The sequence below is a fragment of the Buttiauxella sp. genome (assembly GCF_035271705.1).
In the GTDB taxonomy this organism is placed as follows: domain Bacteria; phylum Pseudomonadota; class Gammaproteobacteria; order Enterobacterales; family Enterobacteriaceae; genus Buttiauxella.
In genome coordinates, this window is sequence record NZ_DATERI010000053.1 from 60,686 (window position 1) to 79,486 (window position 18,801).

Annotated in this window: 16 protein-coding genes; 3 read left to right on the forward strand and 13 right to left on the reverse strand. The window is 52.9% G+C overall.

Annotated elements, in window-relative coordinates; all coding sequences use genetic code 11:
- Positions 1-26: 26 nt before the first annotated feature.
- The 6 genes from VJY99_RS04380 to VJY99_RS04405 form a co-directional block, all read right to left on the reverse strand.
- The gene (locus VJY99_RS04380; RefSeq protein WP_324116673.1) at positions 27-2,633 is read right to left on the reverse strand and encodes a nitrate reductase; all 2,607 of its coding nucleotides are present in this window, start codon (positions 2,631-2,633) and stop codon (positions 27-29) included.
- Positions 2,630-6,700 (reverse strand): nitrite reductase large subunit NirB, encoded by a 4,071-nt coding sequence (gene nirB, locus VJY99_RS04385; RefSeq protein WP_324116674.1) that lies wholly within the window; start codon positions 6,698-6,700, stop codon positions 2,630-2,632. The genes VJY99_RS04380 and nirB overlap by 4 nt, the downstream gene beginning before the upstream one ends.
- 10 nt (positions 6,701-6,710) lie before the next feature.
- Positions 6,711-7,499 carry an ABC transporter ATP-binding protein gene (locus tag VJY99_RS04390; RefSeq protein WP_324116676.1) on the reverse strand — a complete coding sequence of 263 codons (789 nt, stop codon included), beginning with the start codon at positions 7,497-7,499 and terminating at the stop codon, positions 6,711-6,713.
- Positions 7,500-7,509: 10 nt separating this feature from the next.
- A complete protein-coding gene (ntrB, locus tag VJY99_RS04395; protein ID WP_324116678.1) occupies positions 7,510-8,391 on the reverse strand; it encodes a nitrate ABC transporter permease in 882 nt (293 codons plus the stop codon).
- Between the two features lie 10 nt (positions 8,392-8,401).
- Complete coding sequence (locus VJY99_RS04400) at positions 8,402-9,652, reverse strand: CmpA/NrtA family ABC transporter substrate-binding protein (protein WP_324116680.1); 1,251 nt, start codon at positions 9,650-9,652, stop codon at positions 8,402-8,404.
- Positions 9,653-9,914: 262 nt separating this feature from the next.
- On the reverse strand, positions 9,915-11,129 hold the full coding sequence (locus VJY99_RS04405; protein ID WP_324116682.1) for a nitrate- and nitrite sensing domain-containing protein: 1,215 nt from the start codon (positions 11,127-11,129) through the stop codon (positions 9,915-9,917).
- A gap of 82 nt (positions 11,130-11,211) precedes the next feature.
- On the opposite strand from VJY99_RS04405, the gene VJY99_RS04410 reads away from it, so the two are divergent.
- Together VJY99_RS04410 and VJY99_RS04415 are read left to right on the forward strand one after the other, a co-directional pair.
- Positions 11,212-11,565: a DsrE/DsrF/TusD sulfur relay family protein gene (locus tag VJY99_RS04410; RefSeq protein WP_324116684.1), complete on the forward strand. Its 354-nt coding sequence runs from the start codon at positions 11,212-11,214 to the stop codon at positions 11,563-11,565.
- A gap of 234 nt (positions 11,566-11,799) precedes the next feature.
- Positions 11,800-12,045 carry a DUF1883 domain-containing protein gene (locus VJY99_RS04415; RefSeq protein ID WP_324116685.1) on the forward strand — a complete coding sequence of 82 codons (246 nt, stop codon included), beginning with the start codon at positions 11,800-11,802 and terminating at the stop codon, positions 12,043-12,045.
- A gap of 74 nt (positions 12,046-12,119) precedes the next feature.
- Here VJY99_RS04415 and VJY99_RS04420 read toward each other — a convergent pair whose 3' ends face one another.
- A complete protein-coding gene (locus tag VJY99_RS04420) occupies positions 12,120-12,809 on the reverse strand; it encodes a gamma-glutamylcyclotransferase (RefSeq protein WP_324116687.1) in 690 nt (229 codons plus the stop codon).
- Between the two features lie 223 nt (positions 12,810-13,032).
- Positions 13,033-13,263 carry a putative cation transport regulator ChaB gene (gene chaB / locus VJY99_RS04425; RefSeq protein WP_324116689.1) on the reverse strand — a complete coding sequence of 77 codons (231 nt, stop codon included), beginning with the start codon at positions 13,261-13,263 and terminating at the stop codon, positions 13,033-13,035.
- Positions 13,264-13,543: 280 nt separating this feature from the next.
- Here chaB and chaA point away from each other — a divergent pair, with 280 nt between their 5' ends.
- A complete protein-coding gene (gene chaA / locus VJY99_RS04430; protein ID WP_324116691.1) occupies positions 13,544-14,647 on the forward strand; it encodes a sodium-potassium/proton antiporter ChaA in 1,104 nt (367 codons plus the stop codon).
- A 65-nt stretch (positions 14,648-14,712) separates the two neighbouring features.
- Here chaA and kdsA read toward each other — a convergent pair whose 3' ends face one another.
- The 5 genes from kdsA to prfA are packed head-to-tail and all read right to left on the reverse strand — an operon-like array spanning position 14,713 to position 18,767.
- Positions 14,713-15,567: a 3-deoxy-8-phosphooctulonate synthase gene (kdsA, locus tag VJY99_RS04435; protein WP_324116693.1), complete on the reverse strand. Its 855-nt coding sequence runs from the start codon at positions 15,565-15,567 to the stop codon at positions 14,713-14,715.
- A 55-nt stretch (positions 15,568-15,622) separates the two neighbouring features.
- Positions 15,623-16,432, reverse strand: coding sequence for an invasion regulator SirB1 (sirB1, locus tag VJY99_RS04440; protein ID WP_324116695.1), 810 nt, complete (start codon positions 16,430-16,432; stop codon positions 15,623-15,625).
- A 3-nt stretch (positions 16,433-16,435) separates the two neighbouring features.
- The gene (gene sirB2 / locus VJY99_RS04445) at positions 16,436-16,825 is read right to left on the reverse strand and encodes an invasion regulator SirB2 (RefSeq protein WP_324116697.1); all 390 of its coding nucleotides are present in this window, start codon (positions 16,823-16,825) and stop codon (positions 16,436-16,438) included.
- A gap of 29 nt (positions 16,826-16,854) precedes the next feature.
- Positions 16,855-17,685, reverse strand: a complete 831-nt coding sequence (gene prmC / locus VJY99_RS04450; protein ID WP_324116699.1) for a peptide chain release factor N(5)-glutamine methyltransferase — start codon at positions 17,683-17,685, stop codon at positions 16,855-16,857.
- Positions 17,685-18,767, reverse strand: a complete 1,083-nt coding sequence (gene prfA / locus VJY99_RS04455) for a peptide chain release factor 1 (RefSeq protein ID WP_324116700.1) — start codon at positions 18,765-18,767, stop codon at positions 17,685-17,687. The genes prmC and prfA overlap by 1 nt, the downstream gene beginning before the upstream one ends.
- Positions 18,768-18,801: the final 34 nt, after the last annotated feature.

Here is an 18,801-nt window from a genome sequence, read left to right on the forward strand (position 1 = left end):
ACACAGATTAGTCGTATTTTCTTGCGTCACTCATTGGCCGTTTTAGTCAGTAACGTTTTAAGCTCAGGAATACAGGAACCGCAGTTGGTGCCACAGCATAGTTGTTCACCCAACTTGGTCACCGAACGGCAGCCAGAGGCAATGGCCAGCATAATCGTTTTCTCACCCACGCCAAAACAGCTGCACACCGTGCGACCCGCATCAATGGTGTTACCCGCCGCTTTCCCGCCGAGTAACAGATGACGTTGCTGGGCTGTTTTCGGCGTGGATTCAAACCCGGCAACGACCGCCGCGGCGTTAATGACAGGCCACGTTTTCGCGGCATAAAAAGCCAGTTGCAGTTCGTTTCCCTGCCAGGCGAGCAGATAATAAAGTTCACCGTCGCCATGGGCATACTGTAATTGCCAACCTCGGGCAGCCGTTAAGGTCTCAATCCACGCTTCAGGTGAACTGTCTGCCGCACACAAGAAATGCTGCACGCCGGAAGATGCCTGGCGCCACCACTGAATGTCGTCGGCAAAGGCAATCTCCTCACGGGCAAATATTTCCCCCTGCCACGTAGGTTGCCAGCGCTGGATACGCACCGCCGTTTGTTTGCTTTCCGGCTGCCCTGAATGGGGGCAACACACGCTCGCCACCAGGTTATTAATCTGCCCTTTGCGGGCGAACTGCTGGCTCCAGTGCATAGGCGCAAACACATTTCCGGGTAACTGGCTTTCACTCACCTGCACACGAGCCACCATCCCGCCTAAGCGCGAGGCAATTCTCGCAAGCCCCCCCTCTTTCACGCCATAACGTTGCGCATCACGTGGGTGAATGTCCAACAGCGGCATATTGATATGCTGCAATAAACGCGGCACTCCCCCCGTGCGCGTCATGGTATGCCACTGGTCGCGGATACGCCCACTGTTGAGGATCAGAGGATAATTTGCATCAGCAACGGCTTGCGGTAATTCGGGTTCGACGGGTACCAGTTGGAACTTGCCATCAGGCCGCCAGCTTTTTAAAGGTTGATGGGCAACCGTCGAAACCGGCCAACGCACGGGTTCAAGAGCGTCGTACTGTTCACGGCTCAAGTTTGCCAGCCCGCTAATATCAAAGGCACGCGAGCCGTTATTTTCATAACCTGAAAGTGCGGCATGTTCACTGAAAATTTCGTGTGGATGCTGCCAGTTAAAAGCCTGTCGATAACCCAAACGTTGGGCGATTTGCGCGAGTATCCACCAGTCCGCGCGTGCCTCTCCCGCTGCGGGCAAAAACGCCCGCTGGCGCGAGATTCGGCGTTCAGAGTTGGTCACGGTGCCGTTTTTTTCACCCCATGGCAGTGCCGGGAATCTGACTGTCGCGTAACGCGATGTATCGGTCTTGCGCACCACATCAGAAACAATCACCAGTGGGCAATTCGCCAGTGCCTGTTCGACACGCAACGTATCTGGCAGCGAAACCACTGGATTAGTGCCCATTATCCACACTGCTTTGACTTCACCACGCCCGATGGCCTCAAACAGCTCAACCGCCATTAACCCCGGTGTTTCAGCAATGCGCTCGCTACCCCAGAACCGGCCAAGTTTGGCAATATCTGCCGCTTCAAAATTCATATGGCAGGCAAGCTGATTGGCGAGCCCACCCACTTCGCGACCGCCCATTGCATTTGGCTGTCCGGTCAGCGAAAACGGGCCGCAGCCTGGCCGCCCAAGTTTGCCGCTCGCCAGATGGACGTTAATAATCGCATTGCATTTGTCGCTGCCGCTTGAGGACTGGTTGATGCCCATGGTGTAAAGCGTCATGGCGCGCTCAGACTGGCTGAACCATTGCCAGAGCATCAGAACATCGTCCTGACTTAGCTGGCAAAAATCTGCACATTTTGCGAGCCCCCAGTCCGCAGCAATGTCCAGCGCCGCAGTTTGCCCAGCAAACTGCTCAGCGAGTAACGGCTGCTGTTGATGCAGATAATTAAGCAGGCCGACAAATAATGCCGCGTCGCTGCCAGGGCGCAGTGCCAGGTGCAAATCTGCGATGTCGCAGGTCGCAGTGCGACGCGGGTCGATGACGACAATTTTCATGTCCGGGCGCTGTTGTTTGGCTTGTACCAGGCGCTGATAAAGCACCGGATGCGCCCAGGCTGCATTGGAGCCGGCCAACACAACCAGATCAGTTTGCTCCAGATCCTCATAGCTGCACGGGACGTAATCTGCACCAAACGCACGTTTGTAACCCACCACCGCCGACGACATGCACAACCGTGAATTGGTGTCGATGTTGGCAGCACCGATGAATCCTTTCATCAGTTTATTCGCCACGTAATAGTCTTCGGTCAGCAACTGGCCGGATGCGTAGAACGCCACCGCTTTAGGACCAAACTCCTCAATAATGGCATTCAGCCGCTGCGCGGTTTCATCCAGTGCCGCATTCCACTCGACGCGCTCGCCGTTAATTTCGGGATACAGCAAGCGCCCTTCCAGACCCAGTGTTTCACCCAGCGCAGCCCCCTTGACGCATAACCGCCCAAAGTTTGCTGGATGCTGTTTATCACCGCTTATCGCGAAGGTTCCCTCTTCCGTTTGCTGAGCTTCCACGCCACATCCCACCCCGCAATAGGGGCAGGTAGAACGCATGATGCCCCCGCTGTTCATGATGCCTCCGCACGCATAATCAGCGCCTGACTCCCCACCCACACGGTGCCCTGTTCGACTTTTACCGGCCAGGCACGAACCGCCTGTTCACCGTCCGGCGTGCGGCCATCACGCAAGCGAATGCGGTGTTTATAAAGCGGGGAAATCACAATCGGTTCACCGGCGGCATCACCGACAATCCCGCGTGACAGCACGTTGGCATCGCTACCCGGTTCGAGATTATCGAGGGCGTAAATCGCATCACCGATTCGGAACAGCGCGATTTGATGCTCACCTAAACGCGCACCGATTCCGGCTTGTGCCGGGATCGCGCTGATATCACACACCGCCTGCCAGGGTTTTGTTGGGAGCTTCGCTTGCAGATGGGCCACTTCGCTCACCGGCTGTAATTGCTGGCGCAGGTTCTGGCGCTGCACCGCTTCGTCCGGTTTATCGCTATTAACATAAGAGCGGAACAGCGCCAGTCGGTCAGGGCTGTTGAGCGTGGTTTGCCACTCACACTGGAAGCTATCCACCACGCTGCACATCTCTTTTTCCAGCTCATCAGCAAGGCCTAAGCTGTCGTGCAAAATCACCTCACGCAGATAGTCAATGCCGCCTTCAAGGTTATCCATCCAGGTGCTGGTGCGCTGCAAACGGTCGGCAGTGCGGATGTAAAACATCAGCAAACAGTCGATAGTGCGAATCAATGTTTCACGGTCAAGATCGCTGGCGAACAGATCCGCGTGGCGGGGTTTCATGCCGCCATTACCGCAGACATAGAGATTCCAGCCTTTGTCAGTGGCGATAACGCCAATGTCTTTGCTTTGTGCTTCGGCGCATTCGCGGGTGCAGCCGGAAACCGCCATTTTGATTTTGTGCGGTGATCGCAGCCCTTTGTAGCGGTTTTCCAGTTCAATGGCCAGGCCAGTGGAGTCCTGCACGCCGTAGCGGCACCAGGTAGAACCGACGCAAGATTTCACCGTACGCAACGACTTGCCATAGGCGTGGCCGGTTTCAAATCCCGCCGCGACCAACTCCTCCCAAATCGCGGGCAACTCCTCAAGACGTGCACCAAATAAGTCAATGCGCTGGCCACCGGTAATTTTGCTGTATAGCTGATAGCGTTTTGCCACCTGGCCGATAGCAATCAACCCGTCAGGGGTTATTTCCCCCGCTGGCACGCGCGGTACGATGGAATACGTGCCGTCTTTTTGGATGTTGGCAAAATAGCGGTCGTTCGTGTCCTGCAACGGCAAGTGTGCCGGTTTGAGCAAATATTCGTTCCAGCATGATGCCAGCACTGAAGCTGCCAGCGGTTTACAGATTTCGCAGCCCTGACCGTGGCCGTAGCGGCTAATCAACTGTTCAAAGCTACGGATGTGGTTGACGCGCACCAGGTGGTAAATTTCCTGGCGTGAGAACGGGAAGTGTTCGCAGATGTCCTTTTTCACCTCCACACCCTGTTCTTGTAACTGGTATTCCATCACCTGTTTCACCAGCGCCGAACAACCGCCGCAGCCGGTTGCCGCTTTAGTGCAGGCTTTAATCGCCCCCATGTCACCGGCACCGTGACTGACTGCCGCACAAATGTCTGCTTTGCTGACGTTATGGCAAGAGCAAATCTGTGCAGTTTCGGGGAGTGCGGCAACACCCAAGCCTTTCGGCGCACCGCCCGCGGAGACAGGTAAAATCAAGCTTTCGGGTTGGGCGGGCAAAGACATAGCATTGAGCATCATTTGTAGCAGTTGAGTGTATTCACTGCTATCACCCACCAGCACGCCGCCGAGCAGCGTTTTGTTGTCGGCCGAAACAACGATCTTTTTGTAGATTTGCTGTGGACCGTTGGTCCACTGGTAACTCTGGCTGCCAGGCGTGCGCCCGTGAGCATCACCAAACGAAGCCACTTCAACACCAAGCAATTTCAGTTTAGTGCTCATATCTGCGCCACGGAATGCGGACTCAACCCCTGCAATAGTGGCTGCCGTGACGCGGGCCATTTGATAACCAGGGGCCACCAGACCAAAGATTTTCCCTTCCCACAATGCGCATTCACCAATGGCATAAATGGCGTCGTCACTGGTCTGGCAGTGGTCATTAATGGTAATGCCGCCGCGCTCGCCAAGCACCAGGTCGCAAGTTTTTGCCAGCGCATCCTGTGGGCGGATACCTGCTGAAAAGACGATTAAATCAGTGTTCAGTATTTCGCCATCGGCAAAATTAAGTTGCAAGCCACCTTCAGCCTCGGTAATCGCCGTAGTGGATTTGCTGGTATGCACTTGCACGCCGATATCGCTGATTTTTTCACGCAGCATGGAAGCACCCGCGTTATCGAGCTGTACCGCCATTAAGTTCGGTGCAAACTCCACCACGTGCGTTTCCAGACCAAGCTGTTTGAGTGCGTTTGCCGCTTCCAGACCCAATAAGCCCCCACCAATCACCACGCCGCGAGAGGCGTTGCGCGCGTGCTGTGCAATAGCATCCAGATCGTCAAGTGTGCGGTAGACAAAACATCCGGGAAGCGTGTTTCCCGGCACCGGTGGCACAAAGGGAAACGACCCTGTGGCCAGTACCAGTTTGTCCCAATAGATTTCGTGTCCTTCGCTGTCTCGCACCAGGCGTTGTTGGCGGTCGATGTCGACGATTTTGCTGTTACAACGTAACTCAATGCCGTTTTCATTAAAGAAATCCCCCTGCACCATCGACAGCGACTCAGCACTGCGACCCGCAAAGTATTCCGAAAGATGGACGCGATCGTAAGCCGGATGCTGTTCCTCTCCGAATACCACAATGTGGTAGCGCTGATGCAGTTGCTGCGCTACACACTGTTCCAGAAAGTGATGGCCGACCATGCCGTGACCAATTACTACCAGCGTTTGTTTTGTCATGTCGTCATTTCCGGCAGCCAGCGGCTGCTCATCAGAGTGGTATTCATCAAAAAGCACGGCAGGTGTAATGCTTGCCGCGCGCAGAAAAGTGTCTGTGAGTGAGTTGGCCTGCGTGATATCACCCAGCAATAGCGCCCCCACCAGTTTGCTGTCGCGCAAATGCAGGCAGCGATAATGTTGGGTTAGGGGGTCGAATGCGGTGAGTACCTGCGTATCTGGCTGAACGCTGATGTCACCTGCCGAAAACAAGGGAATGCCGCTAACTTTCAGGCGCGTGCCGCGATCCTGATAACGGAAGTCATCCACGACTTCCCCGCACAGACGAGCGGCTAAAACATCAGCCTGTTGCAGGCAAGGTGCGACTAATCCCCAGGTCTGCCCGTCAATTTCGCAGCATTCACCTAATGCACTTACGTGCGGCATGCGGCTGCGCAATTGGGCGTCGACGGTAATACCGCGCAGGCAGGAAATGCCCGCTCGTTGCGCCAGAGAAATATTAGGTTTTACCCCGGTCGCGATAATCACCCGTCCGGCGGGCAACACGTCGCCATGGGTCAACACCACGCTATCTGCGTTGATACGCTCGATGCCGCAATTCAGTTGGCAGGCGATGCCACGTTGTGTGAGATGTTGCTCAAGCAGTATTCCTGCGGTCTGATTAAGTTGAATATCCATCAGCCACGGCTGGCGGTGAACCAGCGTGACGGGAATATCACGCGCACACAGTGCCGCGGCGGCCTCAACGCCCAGCAATCCGCCACCGAGTACCACGGCATTGCCTTCATCTTGCAAAATCGCATCGACGTCTGCCAGGGTGCGAAAACCGTGGACGTGAGGCAGCAGATGCCCGTCAATCGGCGGGATGAAAGGCTGCGAACCGGTGGCGAAAACCAGCTCGTCGTATTGAAGCGTGCGCATTGCTGAGCGCACCGTCTGATGTTCGGTGTCCACGTCCAGCACCGCTTCGCCCGTGAGCAACTCAATACCGTGGGCAACATACCAGGCGGCATCGTGCAGTTGCGTGGCGATAGCCGGTTTCTCACCCGCCAGCACTGGCGATAGCAAAATGCGGTTGTAGCTGAGCGCGGGTTCTTCACCCAATACCGTGATGGCAAAACGCCCTGCGTCTCGCGCCACAATTTGCTCGACCAGGCGTATGGCGGCCATGCCATTACCGATAACAATCAGACGTTGCTTCATGAGTTATCCCTCAGGCTGCTTTCGGCTGCTTTTCGTAGAGGAAACGCAGCACTTGCTGACGCAAATGGTGATAGCGGCTGTCTTCCGCCAGCTCCACGCGGTTACGCGGGCGCGGTAAATCCACTTGCAGCGTTTCACCTACCGTTGCCGCCGGGCCGTTAGTCATCATCAACACGCGATCCGAAAGCAGCACCGCTTCATCCACGTCATGGGTAATCAACACGATGGTGGTATGCAGTTCCTGTTGGATATGCATCACCGCATCCTGCAAATGGGCGCGGGTTAACGCATCGAGTGCGCCGAAAGGCTCGTCCATCAGCAACACTTTGGGTTTCATCGCCAGCGCACGAGCAATCCCCACTCGCTGCTTCATGCCACCGGAAATCTCGCCCGGGCGTTTATCAATGGCGTGACCCATTTGCACGCGTTCGAGATTGTGAATAATCCATTCGCGTCGCTCGGCACGGTTCATGGTGCGGCGAAACACCTGGTCTACCGCCAGTGCGACGTTTTCAAAGCAGGTCATCCACGGCAGCAGTGAATGGTTCTGAAACACCACCGCACGTTCAGGGCCAGGGCCGGCGATTTCACGGTTGTCGCAAAGCAGCCCCCCTTCGGATGGCAACGTTATCCCCGCAATCAGGTTGAGCAGTGTTGATTTGCCGCACCCTGAATGGCCAATCAGGCTGATGGTTTCCCCTTCGGCGATATCAAAACTGACATTGCTGAGTGCGAGGAACTCTCCGCTGGCAGTGGAAAAACGTTGGCTGACATTCTGAACCTGGATAATTTTCTTCATGTTTTTCCCCTTATTTTTCCCAGCTGAAGCGACGCGCCAGCAGCATTAAGCCTTGTTCGAGCAGCAACCCGACGACTCCGATAATCACAATCGCGATAAGGATGTTTTCGACGTTGAGGTTGTTCCACTCGTTCCAGATCCAAAAACCGATTCCCAGCCCGCCGGTCAGCATTTCTGCTGCAACAATCACCAGCCAGGCAATGCCGATAGACAAGCGCACCCCGGTTAATACCGCAGGCAACACCGCCGGGAATAAAATTTTGCGCATCACTGTCCATTCGGAAAGCTTCAGCACGCGTGCCACGTTGAGGTAGTCGTCCGGAATGCGCTTCACCCCTTCGGCGGTGTTAATCACCATTGGCCAGATTGAACAGATGAAAATGGTCCAACTGGAAGCCGGTTCAGCCTTCTGGAAAAGCAACAGACCAATAGGCAACCAGGCCAGAGGGCTCACCGGGCGCAGCAGCGCGACAATCGGGTTAAACATGCGTGCGAGGAAGGTAAAGCGGCCAATCAGGAACCCTGCTGGAATGCCGACGATGGCGGCCAGACCGAACCCGATAGCAACCCGCTGGAGTGAGGCCAGAATGTTCCAGCCAATCCCCTGGTCGTTTGGCCCGGCGTTATAAAACGGGTCGGAGAACAACGTGATCGCCGAATCCAGCGTGCTAAGTGGCGTCGGGAAACCTTTGCTGTTAAGTGCGGCGATTTGCCATGCCACTACCAGCAAGCCCATACCGAGAACAGCAGGGATCAGGCGTTGGAAAAGGCTCAAACTAAACTGACGCCATTGTGGTTTACGGCGTCGAACAGTGACCGGTGGCAGTGTGATAACCTCACCCACGGTGGCGCTAAGTACTGGCGCTGGCGGTTTCTGTGCAGGCTTGTTCATATCAATCCCCTTAGCGTTTAATGGCAAAACTTGCGGCGTAGGCGGCAGGGTTGCTGCCGTTCCAGATGCTTCCATCCATCAAGGTGCTGGTGCGCATCGGGCTTGCAGGAACAGAAACGTTACCTACGGCTGTGGCAGCCTGCTGATAGATGTCGATGCGGTTAATACGTTTGGCGATGGCGAGGTAATCCGGGTCGTGGTCCAGCAACCCCCACCGGCGGTGCTGAGTCAGGAACCACATGCCGTCAGACAGCCACGGGAAGGTCACTTCACCGTCGCGGAAAAACTGCATCGAGTGGTCGTCTTGCCATTTTTTGCCGATGCCATTGTCGTATTGCCCGAGCATGCGCCCGGTCAGGTACTCGGCTTTCGTGTTGAGATAAGCCCGTCCAGCCAGCACATTGGCCGTTTCACGGCGGTTGTCTTCACTGGCGTCAATCCAGCGTGATGCGTCAAGGATTGCCGCGACTAACGCCCGTGCGGTATTAGGGTTTTGTTCCACCCACTCGCTACGAGTGCCGAGGATTTTTTCTGGATGGTCAGGCCAAATAGATTGGGAAGTGGCGGCGGTAAACCCGATACCGTTACTGATGGCACGCTGGTTCCATGGCTCACCCACGCAAAACCCCTGCATATTGCCGATACGCATGTTCATCACCATTTGCGGAGGCGGAACCACCACGGTGCGCACATCGCTGAACGGGTTGATTCCCGCCTGCGCCAGCCAGTAATAGAGCCACATCGCATGTGTGCCAGTCGGGAAGGTATGCGCGAAGGTAAAGCTGCCAGGTTCCTGGCTTGCCACCAATTTCTTCAGGCTTTCCCCGTCAGTTACACCCTGCTTTGCCAACTCCATAGAGAGCGAGATAGCCTGGCCGTTGTTGTTGAGCGTCATCAGGTTAGCCATCGACTGCTGTTTGCCCGCAATGCCCAACTCAAGTCCGTAAACCAGGCCGTATAAAACATGGGCCGCATCGAGTTCGCCGGAGACCATTTTGTCGCGTACAGCTGCCCAGCTCGCCTCTTTACTCGGCACAATCGAAATACCGTATTTTTTATCGAAGCCTTTAATGGCGGCCATCACCACCGATGCACAATCGGTTAGCGGAATAAAACCGACTTTTACCGTGCTTTGCTCAGGCTTATCACTGCCTGCCGCCCAGACAGAATTCATCATGCCGGGGAGCAAATATGCCCCCCCTAACGCAGCACCTGCCTGTAGAAATCGACGTCGCGAGAGGGCTATGGGTTTGTTGCTCATCGGCTTCATCCTGATAAAAGGTAAAAAAAAAGCGCCCAACAATGTGGGTCAGCACATTGAAGGACGCCTTTGTCCAACCAGAACCGCACCGCCATTGGCGCAATTCAGGTAAAAATAATCTTCAAGTCACCATTGCAACTCGCGTGCCAGGGTTAAACAAGTCAGTGATAGGGGGGAATGAGTGCCACCTACGTGCCTGTAACTTAAAAATGACGGGATATTCGCACCACAAAAATGCATTGAATGCCCATGCTTTGTGCAACTACTCCTTAAGAGGTAACTGCCAAATATCAGCCACCGATATCATCGCGCTGGCAACGTCCACCATACGTTTGTTCTGGTTCATGGCCATTTTGCGCAGCGCCTGCCAGGCCTGTTCTTCGCTGTGCCCTTGATGACGAATCAATAATGCTTTGGCTTTATCGATGATTTTACGTTCCTCAAGCGTCGCCTGAAGTGACGCCAGTTGTTGCGCCATCGTTTCGAGTTGTTGAGCCTGTTGGCGTACCAGCGGCAGAAGGTGGCGGTCAAGATAGCGCTCGGTTTCAGAACCATTCTTACCCGCAACCCAATTGGCAATGTCGTGCTCATCCAACGGTGTTTGTTGTAAAACCTGCCCGAGTGCCTGCTGAGCCTGGGCCATCACCTCGTCAATCAGTGCATCTTCCACCTGTTTCAACGCATCGATTCTGCTGGTTAACAAAGCAAACCACCGCAACGCTCGTAGCGACTCGTCACCGTCGCGAGTCAGGCGGGTACAGGCCAGGCGACGCAACTGTTCGGTTTCACGACACGGTTCGCCACACGCCTGAAATTGCAGCCGTAGAGGCTCGTCGGTCATGCTGCAAAACGTATCAAAACAGTGTTGCTGGCTATCGATACGGTCGACCAGAAGCTGGCGCAGCGCTTCGCTAAATTCCCCTTGTGTGAAACCGAGAGCACCAATCGCCCGCTCTTGCCCTGCCAGCTCTTTACCCTGCATAAAACTGAATAGCGCAGCCAGACTCCGCACCACGCCGGCATCATCAACCACATTACTGGTTTCAGGAACGATGCTCAGCAGGTGGCGCAGCGTGATGTTGAATTGTTCCATCGCCTGCAATGGTTGGATGTGTTGCTGCGCAATCTCTGTGCGAAGGGCGGGTAAACGTTCGAGATAATGCAGCGCGCAAGCGAGACTGACTAATAACGCGCTACCGGGCAGGTAATTGGGGGCGGCTATTGCCTGTTTGAAAAGCGCTAATTCACGGTCGACTTCCTCAATGCAACTCGCGCGTTCGGTCGCAAATAACCGGCCTGATGAACATAACCAGATGTTGGAAGCCCCGCGCTCACGCTGTAGCATATGCGCGAGCCTGGCTATCCGTCCGGTGAGTTGCCCGATTTGTAGTATGTCCTGCAACTGTTCGCGTCCGCGGGTGCGAGCCGCCATTAAAAAGTCACGGGCGGTGGGATTCACGGTGGCGGTGGCCTTCATAAAACGCTCCTGAACAGCGAGAGATGCTTCTGATACCTTCAGTTAAGCAATAATCGTGCCTTCAGGTGCATGGGAGAAAAAAATGCAGAAAATTGTCATTATTGCCAACGGAGCTGCTTACGGTAGCGAATCTCTTTTCAACAGTTTGCGTCTGGCGATTGCTTTATGCGACCAGCAGCCGCAGCCGTCCGTGAAAGTGTTTTTAATGTCTGATGCGGTGACTGCCGGTTTGCGCGGACAGAAACCTGCTGAGGGCTATAACATCCAGCAAATGCTTGAGATTTTAACGGCGCAAAATGTGCCGGTGAAATTGTGCAAAACCTGCACTGATGGGCGTGGCATTTCAACTCTGCCCTTAGTGGAAGGTGTCGAAATTGGCACGCTGGTGGAATTAGCGGAGTGGACGTTGAGCGCCGATAAAGTCCTCACCTTCTAATACCAAATTTAATGATGCTCAGGGAGGGATTTTTGGTATAAAAATTCACCAGCTGAATGGTTTCAGGAAGATCTACATTAAAGTTTAATCGTTACGGCATTTTTTGATCAAAGTCAGCATTTAACACGCTGGGGTCTGGTGTTATGCATAAAGTGTGATTTGTGAAGACCGTCACTGATTGTGAGAAAAGAGGCGGCACGAAGTCTAACTTTGATGTGATAGCGGAGTATAAAAATGCCAGTAGTGAAAGCTAGTCTGCACCTTTTTGGTGGTGATACCGTGGTGGTTCGCTGTTCAAACAATTGCCATATTCATTTGATGAGCGAGACGAGCTCTACCCGTAAATCGCAGGCTGATATTCTTAGTGTGGAAGATAAACAGTCGGCGTATTTGACGGTGCCCTATAGCGGGATGTGGAAAGTGCTGATTGATAGCCATAGTCAGTCGCTTGAACATTCAATCAGTTATGTCGCGGCGTAAACCCTCCATTCCGGCCTTTGGCAAGAAGGCCGGAATACTATTCCAGGCAAAATTAGGTTTAGGCACATTCAGGTTTAAGCAAATCCAGCCTGTAGGCCATCATCCTTCGGTTGTAGCCAGGCTCTGACTTTATTCACCAGTTCATCAAGACAATCATCGTGCATCCCGCGATCCATGAGCTCTTGTTCCAGCGAAAACAGATATTGTGCGTTAGTGCCTAACGGGCCGCTTGCTGCGGCAATTAATGGGGCAATCACTTCCGCACGTGTATCCGCTTCGTAGAGTGGATGGCGCGGGTCCATGATAAACACCAACGCATTCACCACTCGGCCATCATCAAGCTCAAGTTTGCACCAGGTGGGTAAATAACAGCCGGTTATCATTTCGCGCTTCCATACCAGCGTCAGTTCGTCTTCCAGAATCTCTTCGGGTAGACGATACGCAAGACCGGTGGTGCGCCCACCCTCTTTGAGCGCCAGCATACGTCCTGGCTGGCAAGCGGTGCCGCGCCCCGCGGTTAAACGTAAACAAAATGCACGATGCCAGCCAACAAGCGTTCCTGCGGCTGAATCTTCATATTCGAATGCCGGGTTCCACATCAGAGAACCATAACCAAAAATCCATACTGGACTGCTATCGGGACGACAGGCGAGCGTTGCGGCAAGTGAAGCCGAGCGCTGCTCAGGGGTCCACAACAACGATTCCTCAATGGAACCAAAAGCTGTCTTACAATCCGCTTTCATTAAGAAATCACGCGTTAACACGATACACCTCCGCCACTGCAACTTCCGTGTGATTACGTCAGATATGCCTTCCGGGCTTTTATTTTCTGCTTACTATTAAAACTGGATATACCTGAACATATGCAATTAGCGGGGCGCTGGCAAGTTTGATGACGATCACAAAACAATAATAATGTCATATTAACTTGCCATACTGAGGGGGATTGCGGGGTTTGAATATGAGTATCAACACATTATGTAAGGTTTACTTTTTTGTGTGCCATTTTTCATCATCACCCTTTTGATAGCGATGTTTCACTGCCGCCCAGGCAACTTTATGCGCGGTTTCTTCGCGGCTGGCATCATTGCGGCGATCTTCTTTGTCTTTGTATTCATCCCAGGCGCTGTTAAACGCCTCTTTGTAGATATCCTGGGCATGAGCAGGAAGTACATTTTGCACGCTTTCCGGGAGGTCGGCTCGGCTGTTGTAGGGCATCACATCACCTTTGAGTGGGCTAAAACTAAAGTGTGAATCAACATCCCCATTTTCGCCCAAGAATCACAATAATTGTTTTCAATGAACTATATCCATATGTTTTACATTGTTTAATATCAGCAAACATGACTTTTCAAACATCAGAAATACTATGGCTATATAAGCGGTAAAACTGAGTAAATTAATCCAGAAAATCGTTATTATTTGCTATTTTAACGGGGTTTTATTGTCCGACTATAATGAATAAATGGCTTAACGCCTCTGGATATGGAGAAGCACTTTGACAAAAACACAACCTGAAGCGGTAAAAACCCGTCATAAGGAGAGTTCACTCATTTTCCCGATATTAGCGCTGGCTGTATTGGTGATATGGGGAGCAAGCCAGTCAATGCCTGCCGTTATTGGGATCAACATTTTGGCTCTGGTGGGTATTTTAAGTAGCGCCTTTAGCGTGGTTCGTCACGCCGACGTACTTGCGCACCGTTTAGGCGAACCCTACGGTTCCCTGATTCTCAGTCTTTCCGTCGTTATTCTTGAAGTCAGCCTGATTTCCGCATTGATGGCAACCGGTGATGCCGCGCCTACGCTGATGCGTGACACGCTCTATTCCATCATCATGATTGTGACGGGCGGCCTGGTGGGCTTCTCACTGCTGTTAGGTGGCCGTAAGTTTGCCACGCAATATATGAATCTGTTTGGCATCAAACAGTATTTAATCGCCCTGTTTCCGCTGGCTGTCATTGTGATGGTATTACCGACTGCACTCCCCGCGGGTAACTTTAGCACCGGCCAGGCGTTAGTGGCGGCCGCGATTTCAGCTGCGATGTATGGCGTGTTCTTGCTCATTCAGACCCGAACGCACCAAAGCCTGTTCGTTTATGAGCATGAAGATGAGTCTGATGACGACGACCCACATCATGGTAAACCGTCTGCGCACAGCAACACCTGGCATTCCATCTGGTTAATCGTGCATCTGGTCGCGGTGATTGCGGTCACTAAAATGAATGCAGGTCCACTGGAGTCACTGCTCACTACCCTGAATGCCCCTGCGCAATTTACCGGCTTCCTGGTGGCGTTGTTGATTCTCTCGCCTGAAGGGTTGGGTGCGTTAAAAGCAGTATTGAGTAACCAGGTTCAACGTGCGATGAATCTGTTCTTTGGCTCGGTGCTGGCAACCATTTCACTGACGGTCCCTGCGGTTACGCTGATCGCGATGTTGACCGGCAACGACCTGACGTTTGGTTTAGGCCTGCCGGAGTTAGTGGTGATGTTGACCGCATTGGTGTTATGTCAGATTTCATTTTCCACCGGGCGAACCAATGTACTCAACGGCACCGCACACCTTGCGCTATTTGCCGCTTATTTGATGACAATTTTTGCCTGACGGATTTGAGAGATAAAAAAAGCCCTTATCGTGAGATAAGGGCTTTTTTGTTTTAAATCAGATAATTATTTGCTGGTATCCAGCGGTTCGAAGTTCTTGACCAAGTCATCAATCGCTTTGATTTGCTTGAGGAACGGTTCAAGTTTCGCCAGCGGCAATGCGGATGGGCCATCGCAACGTGCGTTTTCTGGGTCCGGGTGCGCTTCGATAAACAGGCCTGCCAGGCCAGTCGCCATACCTGCACGTGCCAGTTCAGTGACTTGTGCACGACGGCCACCAGAAGCTGAGCCAAACGGGTCGCGGCATTGCAGAGCATGGGTCACGTCGAAGATGACCGGTGAGCCGTTAGACACTTGTTTCATCACGCTGAAGCCCAGCATGTCGACAACCAGATTGTCGTAACCGAAGTTCGCGCCACGGTCACACAGAATAATCTGGTCGTTACCACCTTCGTGGAATTTATCAACGATGTTACCCATTTGGCCTGGGCTGACAAACTGTGGTTTTTTGACGTTGATCACGGCACCGGTTTTCGCCATTGCTTCTACCAGGTCGGTTTGGCGTGCAAGGAACGCAGGCAACTGAATCACATCTACCACTTCGGCTACAGGTTGTGCCTGGCTTGCTTCATGAACGTCAGTGATGATTTTCACGCCGAAGGTTTGCTTCAGCTCCTGGAAAATCTTCATCCCTTCTTCGAGGCCTGGGCCGCGATAAGAGCTAATGGATGAACGGTTGGCTTTATCGAAAGACGCTTTGAACACGTAAGGAATACCCAGTTTCTGGGTCACGGTGACGTAATGCTCACAAATACGCATCGCCAGGTCACGTGATTCCAGCACGTTCATGCCGCCAAACAGCACAAACGGCAGGTCGTTTGCGACGTTGATATCACCAATGCTAACCACTTTTTGTTTCATATTTTCGCCTTGTCAGAGGTAACACGAGTTACCTGTTATTCTTTCAAAATCTGTTTTAGTGCAGAGTGATCTGTTTTTGCGAAATCGAGTTAATTTGCGCTTTGATCATCTCGCTAATCGGGTCTTCCGGGCACTGCTCAACAAAATAGCTGAGGTCGGTGAGGGCCACATGTTCACAATCGAGTTGGGCATAAATCAAGCCGCGATCGCGGATTTCATACGGATCTTCCGGATTAAACTGGAGCAAAGCTTCGCTGGTTCGCAGGGCCAACTCCATTTGACGTTCTTCCATCAGCGCAGATTTCATCGTGTCGAGTAATTTATGCACGACTTCCGCGTTATCTGCTTCATCTAAGTCTTCATCGAAGAGTTCAGCTGTTGGCCCGACATTGCCTTTCAACCACACGTCCAGCGTGTGCTCATTGAGCGTATCGCCATTAAACGGGTTGATAAGCCACATTTCGCCGTCCATCCAGTCACCGCGTAAAATCAGCTGTGTCGGGAAAATAACCGGATTTAACGGGATATCAAGACGCTCGGCAATCCACAAAAGAATCGCCCCCAACGACACCGCACTCCCCTGACGTTTGTTCAGCACAGTATCGAGCCACAACGCGTCGGATAAACGGTAAACGCCACTGGCGTCTTTGAAACCCCAACTGCCGTAAAACAATTCGACTAATTTTTCGAGTTGCACATCCTGGTGGAGACCTTCACAGATCTCTTCACGCGCCAGGCTCGCCAGGCTTTCCAGTTGTGCACGTACTTCTTCTGCCGGGAAATCATCACGGATCAACTGCGAGACTAAAATCATGCCCTCGCACAACGGCGCCTGATTGAATTCGAAATCGGCTAACGACCTCATGACTTACCCCAATAATGGTATTTTTGTGGTGGCGAGTTTAATGATGATGTAAAGCACCACCAGGGCCAACAGAAAGGCAAACAACCGTATCTGCTGGCTGCGCGGGCGTTTGCCCAGCACGATAAACCCTAAAACGATATAGATAATAACGCCAAATAGCTTCTCAGTCAGCCATGCACCTTGCGGTGAGAAGGGATAGAAATGCGTCATCATCACCAGTGCCGCACCGCTGGCCAGTAACACGGTGTCATTCACATGCGGCACAATGCGCACCCAGCGCTTGTTCGACATGGCTGAATCGCGGTATTGCCACCAGTAACGTAAAACGAACAAACTCACGGAGATGATGACCGTCAGAATATGCAAATGCTTGAGCGCAAAGTATGTTGCCATTTTGCTCGGTTCCTTATTTGCCTTTATTTTTAAAGAAAGCGTCCTAGCGTCAGACGGTCATTACCACCGTAATCCTGACAGCTTTGTATCTCGGTATATCCGGCATCCGTAAACAATTCACGAACCAGTGCTGCCTGTTGCCAGCCGTGTTCGAGCAGCAACCAACCGCCAGATGCAAGGAAGTTGCGCGATGTTTCAACCAGTATGCGTAAATCGGCCAAACCGTGGTTATCCGCCACCAGCGCACTTCGGGGTTCAAAGCGCACATCACCTTGTGAAAGGTGTGGGTCTTGCTCATCAATGTACGGTGGATTGCTGACAATCACGGCAAAACGGTGTGTATTGAGCGCACCAAACCAGTTGCTTTGCAAGATTTCAACGTTGGTTATGCCCAAGCGTCTCGCATTATCGCGAGCAAGTTCGACCGCATCCTGAATCAGATCAAGTGCGGTGACGTCACAATCTGGACGTTCGCTGGCAATAGCCAGGGCAATCGCCCCGGTACCCGTGCCTAAATCCAGCACGGAACATGGGGTGGCAGGCATTCTTGCCAGGGCTTGTTCGACAAGGCATTCGGTATCAGGACGGGGGATAAGCGTCACGGGTGATACACGCAGTGGCAGCGACCAAAACTCCCGTTCGCCGACCAGATGCGCAATCGGCTCACCCTGCACGCGACGCGCCAGTAAAACCGACAATTGCTGCTGTTGCTCAGTGCTCAGGTCGGTTTCACCGAAAGCCAGAATGAAGGTTCGGGCTTTCCCGGTAACAAAACCCAGCAGGATTTCCGCGTCGCGACGCGGACTTTCACTTTCCTGAAGCTGGGCAATTGCCTGCTGTAACCAATGTTTAAAATCCATTAATCCTGCTCAGACAGCGCCGCTAACTGGTCTGCCTGGAACTCCTGCACGATAGGTTCGATAAGCGCGTCCAGTTTCCCTTCCATCACTTCATCCAGACGATACAACGTCACGTTGATGCGATGGTCTGTCACACGGCCTTGCGGGAAGTTATAAGTACGATTCCTATCTGAACGGTCACCACTGCCGAGCAGATTGCGACGCGTTGAAGCTTCTTCCTGCTGGCGTTTTGCCATTTCAGCGGCGCGAATACGCGAGCCCAACACCGAAAGCGCTTTGGCTTTGTTTTTATGCTGGGAACGTTCGTCCTGACATTCCACCACAATACCGGTCGGTAAGTGGGTAATACGGATGGCAGAATCCGTGGTGTTAACGTGCTGACCGCCTGCGCCCGAAGAGCGGAAGGTATCGATGCGCAAATCACCCGGGTTAATATCAGGCAATTCTGCTTCAGGAATTTCCGGCATTACCGCAACCGTACACGCGGAAGTATGAATACGACCCTGGGATTCAGTGGCAGGAACACGCTGTACGCGATGGCCACCGGATTCAAACTTCAGACGCCCGTAAACACCTTCACCACTGATTTTGGCGATTACTTCTTTAAAGCCGCCATGTTCACCGTCGTTGGCGCTCAGGATTTCAACTTTCCAGCGACGTGCTTCTGCGTAACGGCTATACATACGGAACAGGTCACCGGCAAAAATAGCCGCTTCATCACCGCCAGTACCCGCACGGACTTCAACAAAAGCATTACGTTCGTCGTCAGGATCTTTGGGCAGCAACAAGACTTGCAGTTGTTGTTCTAATTCTTCGCTGTCGCTTTTCGCCTGGCTTAATTCTTCTTGCGCCATTTCGCGCATTTCTGGGTCATCGAGCATGCTTTGTGCAGCTTCAATATCTTCCTGCACCTGACGCCATTTCAGGAAGCAACTGGAAACATCACTTAATTGGGCATATTCACGTGACAAAGCACGGAAACGATCCTGGTCGGCAATTGTGGCAGCATCCCCAAGCAGAGCCTGAACTTCTTCATGGCGCTCTTGCAGAGCTTCTAGTTTGGCAACGATAGAAGACTTCATGGGCGGTGTTTCACCTTGTAATAAGAGTTTATTT

What these genes read in the sequence shown, in the direction of transcription:
- nirB (WP_324116674.1), bottom strand. Translation starts at nt 6,700, where the DNA reads ATGAAGCAACGTCTGATTGTTATCGGTAATGGCATGGCCGCCATACGC.
- VJY99_RS04410 (WP_324116684.1), top strand. Translation starts at nt 11,212, where the DNA reads ATGCAGAAAATTGTCATTATTGCCAACGGAGCTGCTTACGGTAGCGAA.
- VJY99_RS04400 (WP_324116680.1), bottom strand. Translation starts at nt 9,652, where the DNA reads ATGAGCAACAAACCCATAGCCCTCTCGCGACGTCGATTTCTACAGGCA.
- ntrB (WP_324116678.1), bottom strand. Translation starts at nt 8,391, where the DNA reads ATGAACAAGCCTGCACAGAAACCGCCAGCGCCAGTACTTAGCGCCACC.
- prfA (WP_324116700.1), bottom strand. Translation starts at nt 18,767, where the DNA reads ATGAAGTCTTCTATCGTTGCCAAACTAGAAGCTCTGCAAGAGCGCCAT.
- chaB (WP_324116689.1), bottom strand. Translation starts at nt 13,263, where the DNA reads ATGCCCTACAACAGCCGAGCCGACCTCCCGGAAAGCGTGCAAAATGTA.
- sirB1 (WP_324116695.1), bottom strand. Translation starts at nt 16,432, where the DNA reads ATGAGGTCGTTAGCCGATTTCGAATTCAATCAGGCGCCGTTGTGCGAG.
- VJY99_RS04405 (WP_324116682.1), bottom strand. Translation starts at nt 11,129, where the DNA reads ATGAAGGCCACCGCCACCGTGAATCCCACCGCCCGTGACTTTTTAATG.
- sirB2 (WP_324116697.1), bottom strand. Translation starts at nt 16,825, where the DNA reads ATGGCAACATACTTTGCGCTCAAGCATTTGCATATTCTGACGGTCATC.
- prmC (WP_324116699.1), bottom strand. Translation starts at nt 17,685, where the DNA reads ATGGATTTTAAACATTGGTTACAGCAGGCAATTGCCCAGCTTCAGGAA.
- VJY99_RS04390 (WP_324116676.1), bottom strand. Translation starts at nt 7,499, where the DNA reads ATGAAGAAAATTATCCAGGTTCAGAATGTCAGCCAACGTTTTTCCACT.
- kdsA (WP_324116693.1), bottom strand. Translation starts at nt 15,567, where the DNA reads ATGAAACAAAAAGTGGTTAGCATTGGTGATATCAACGTCGCAAACGAC.
- VJY99_RS04415 (WP_324116685.1), top strand. Translation starts at nt 11,800, where the DNA reads ATGCCAGTAGTGAAAGCTAGTCTGCACCTTTTTGGTGGTGATACCGTG.
- VJY99_RS04380 (WP_324116673.1), bottom strand. Translation starts at nt 2,633, where the DNA reads ATGAACAGCGGGGGCATCATGCGTTCTACCTGCCCCTATTGCGGGGTG.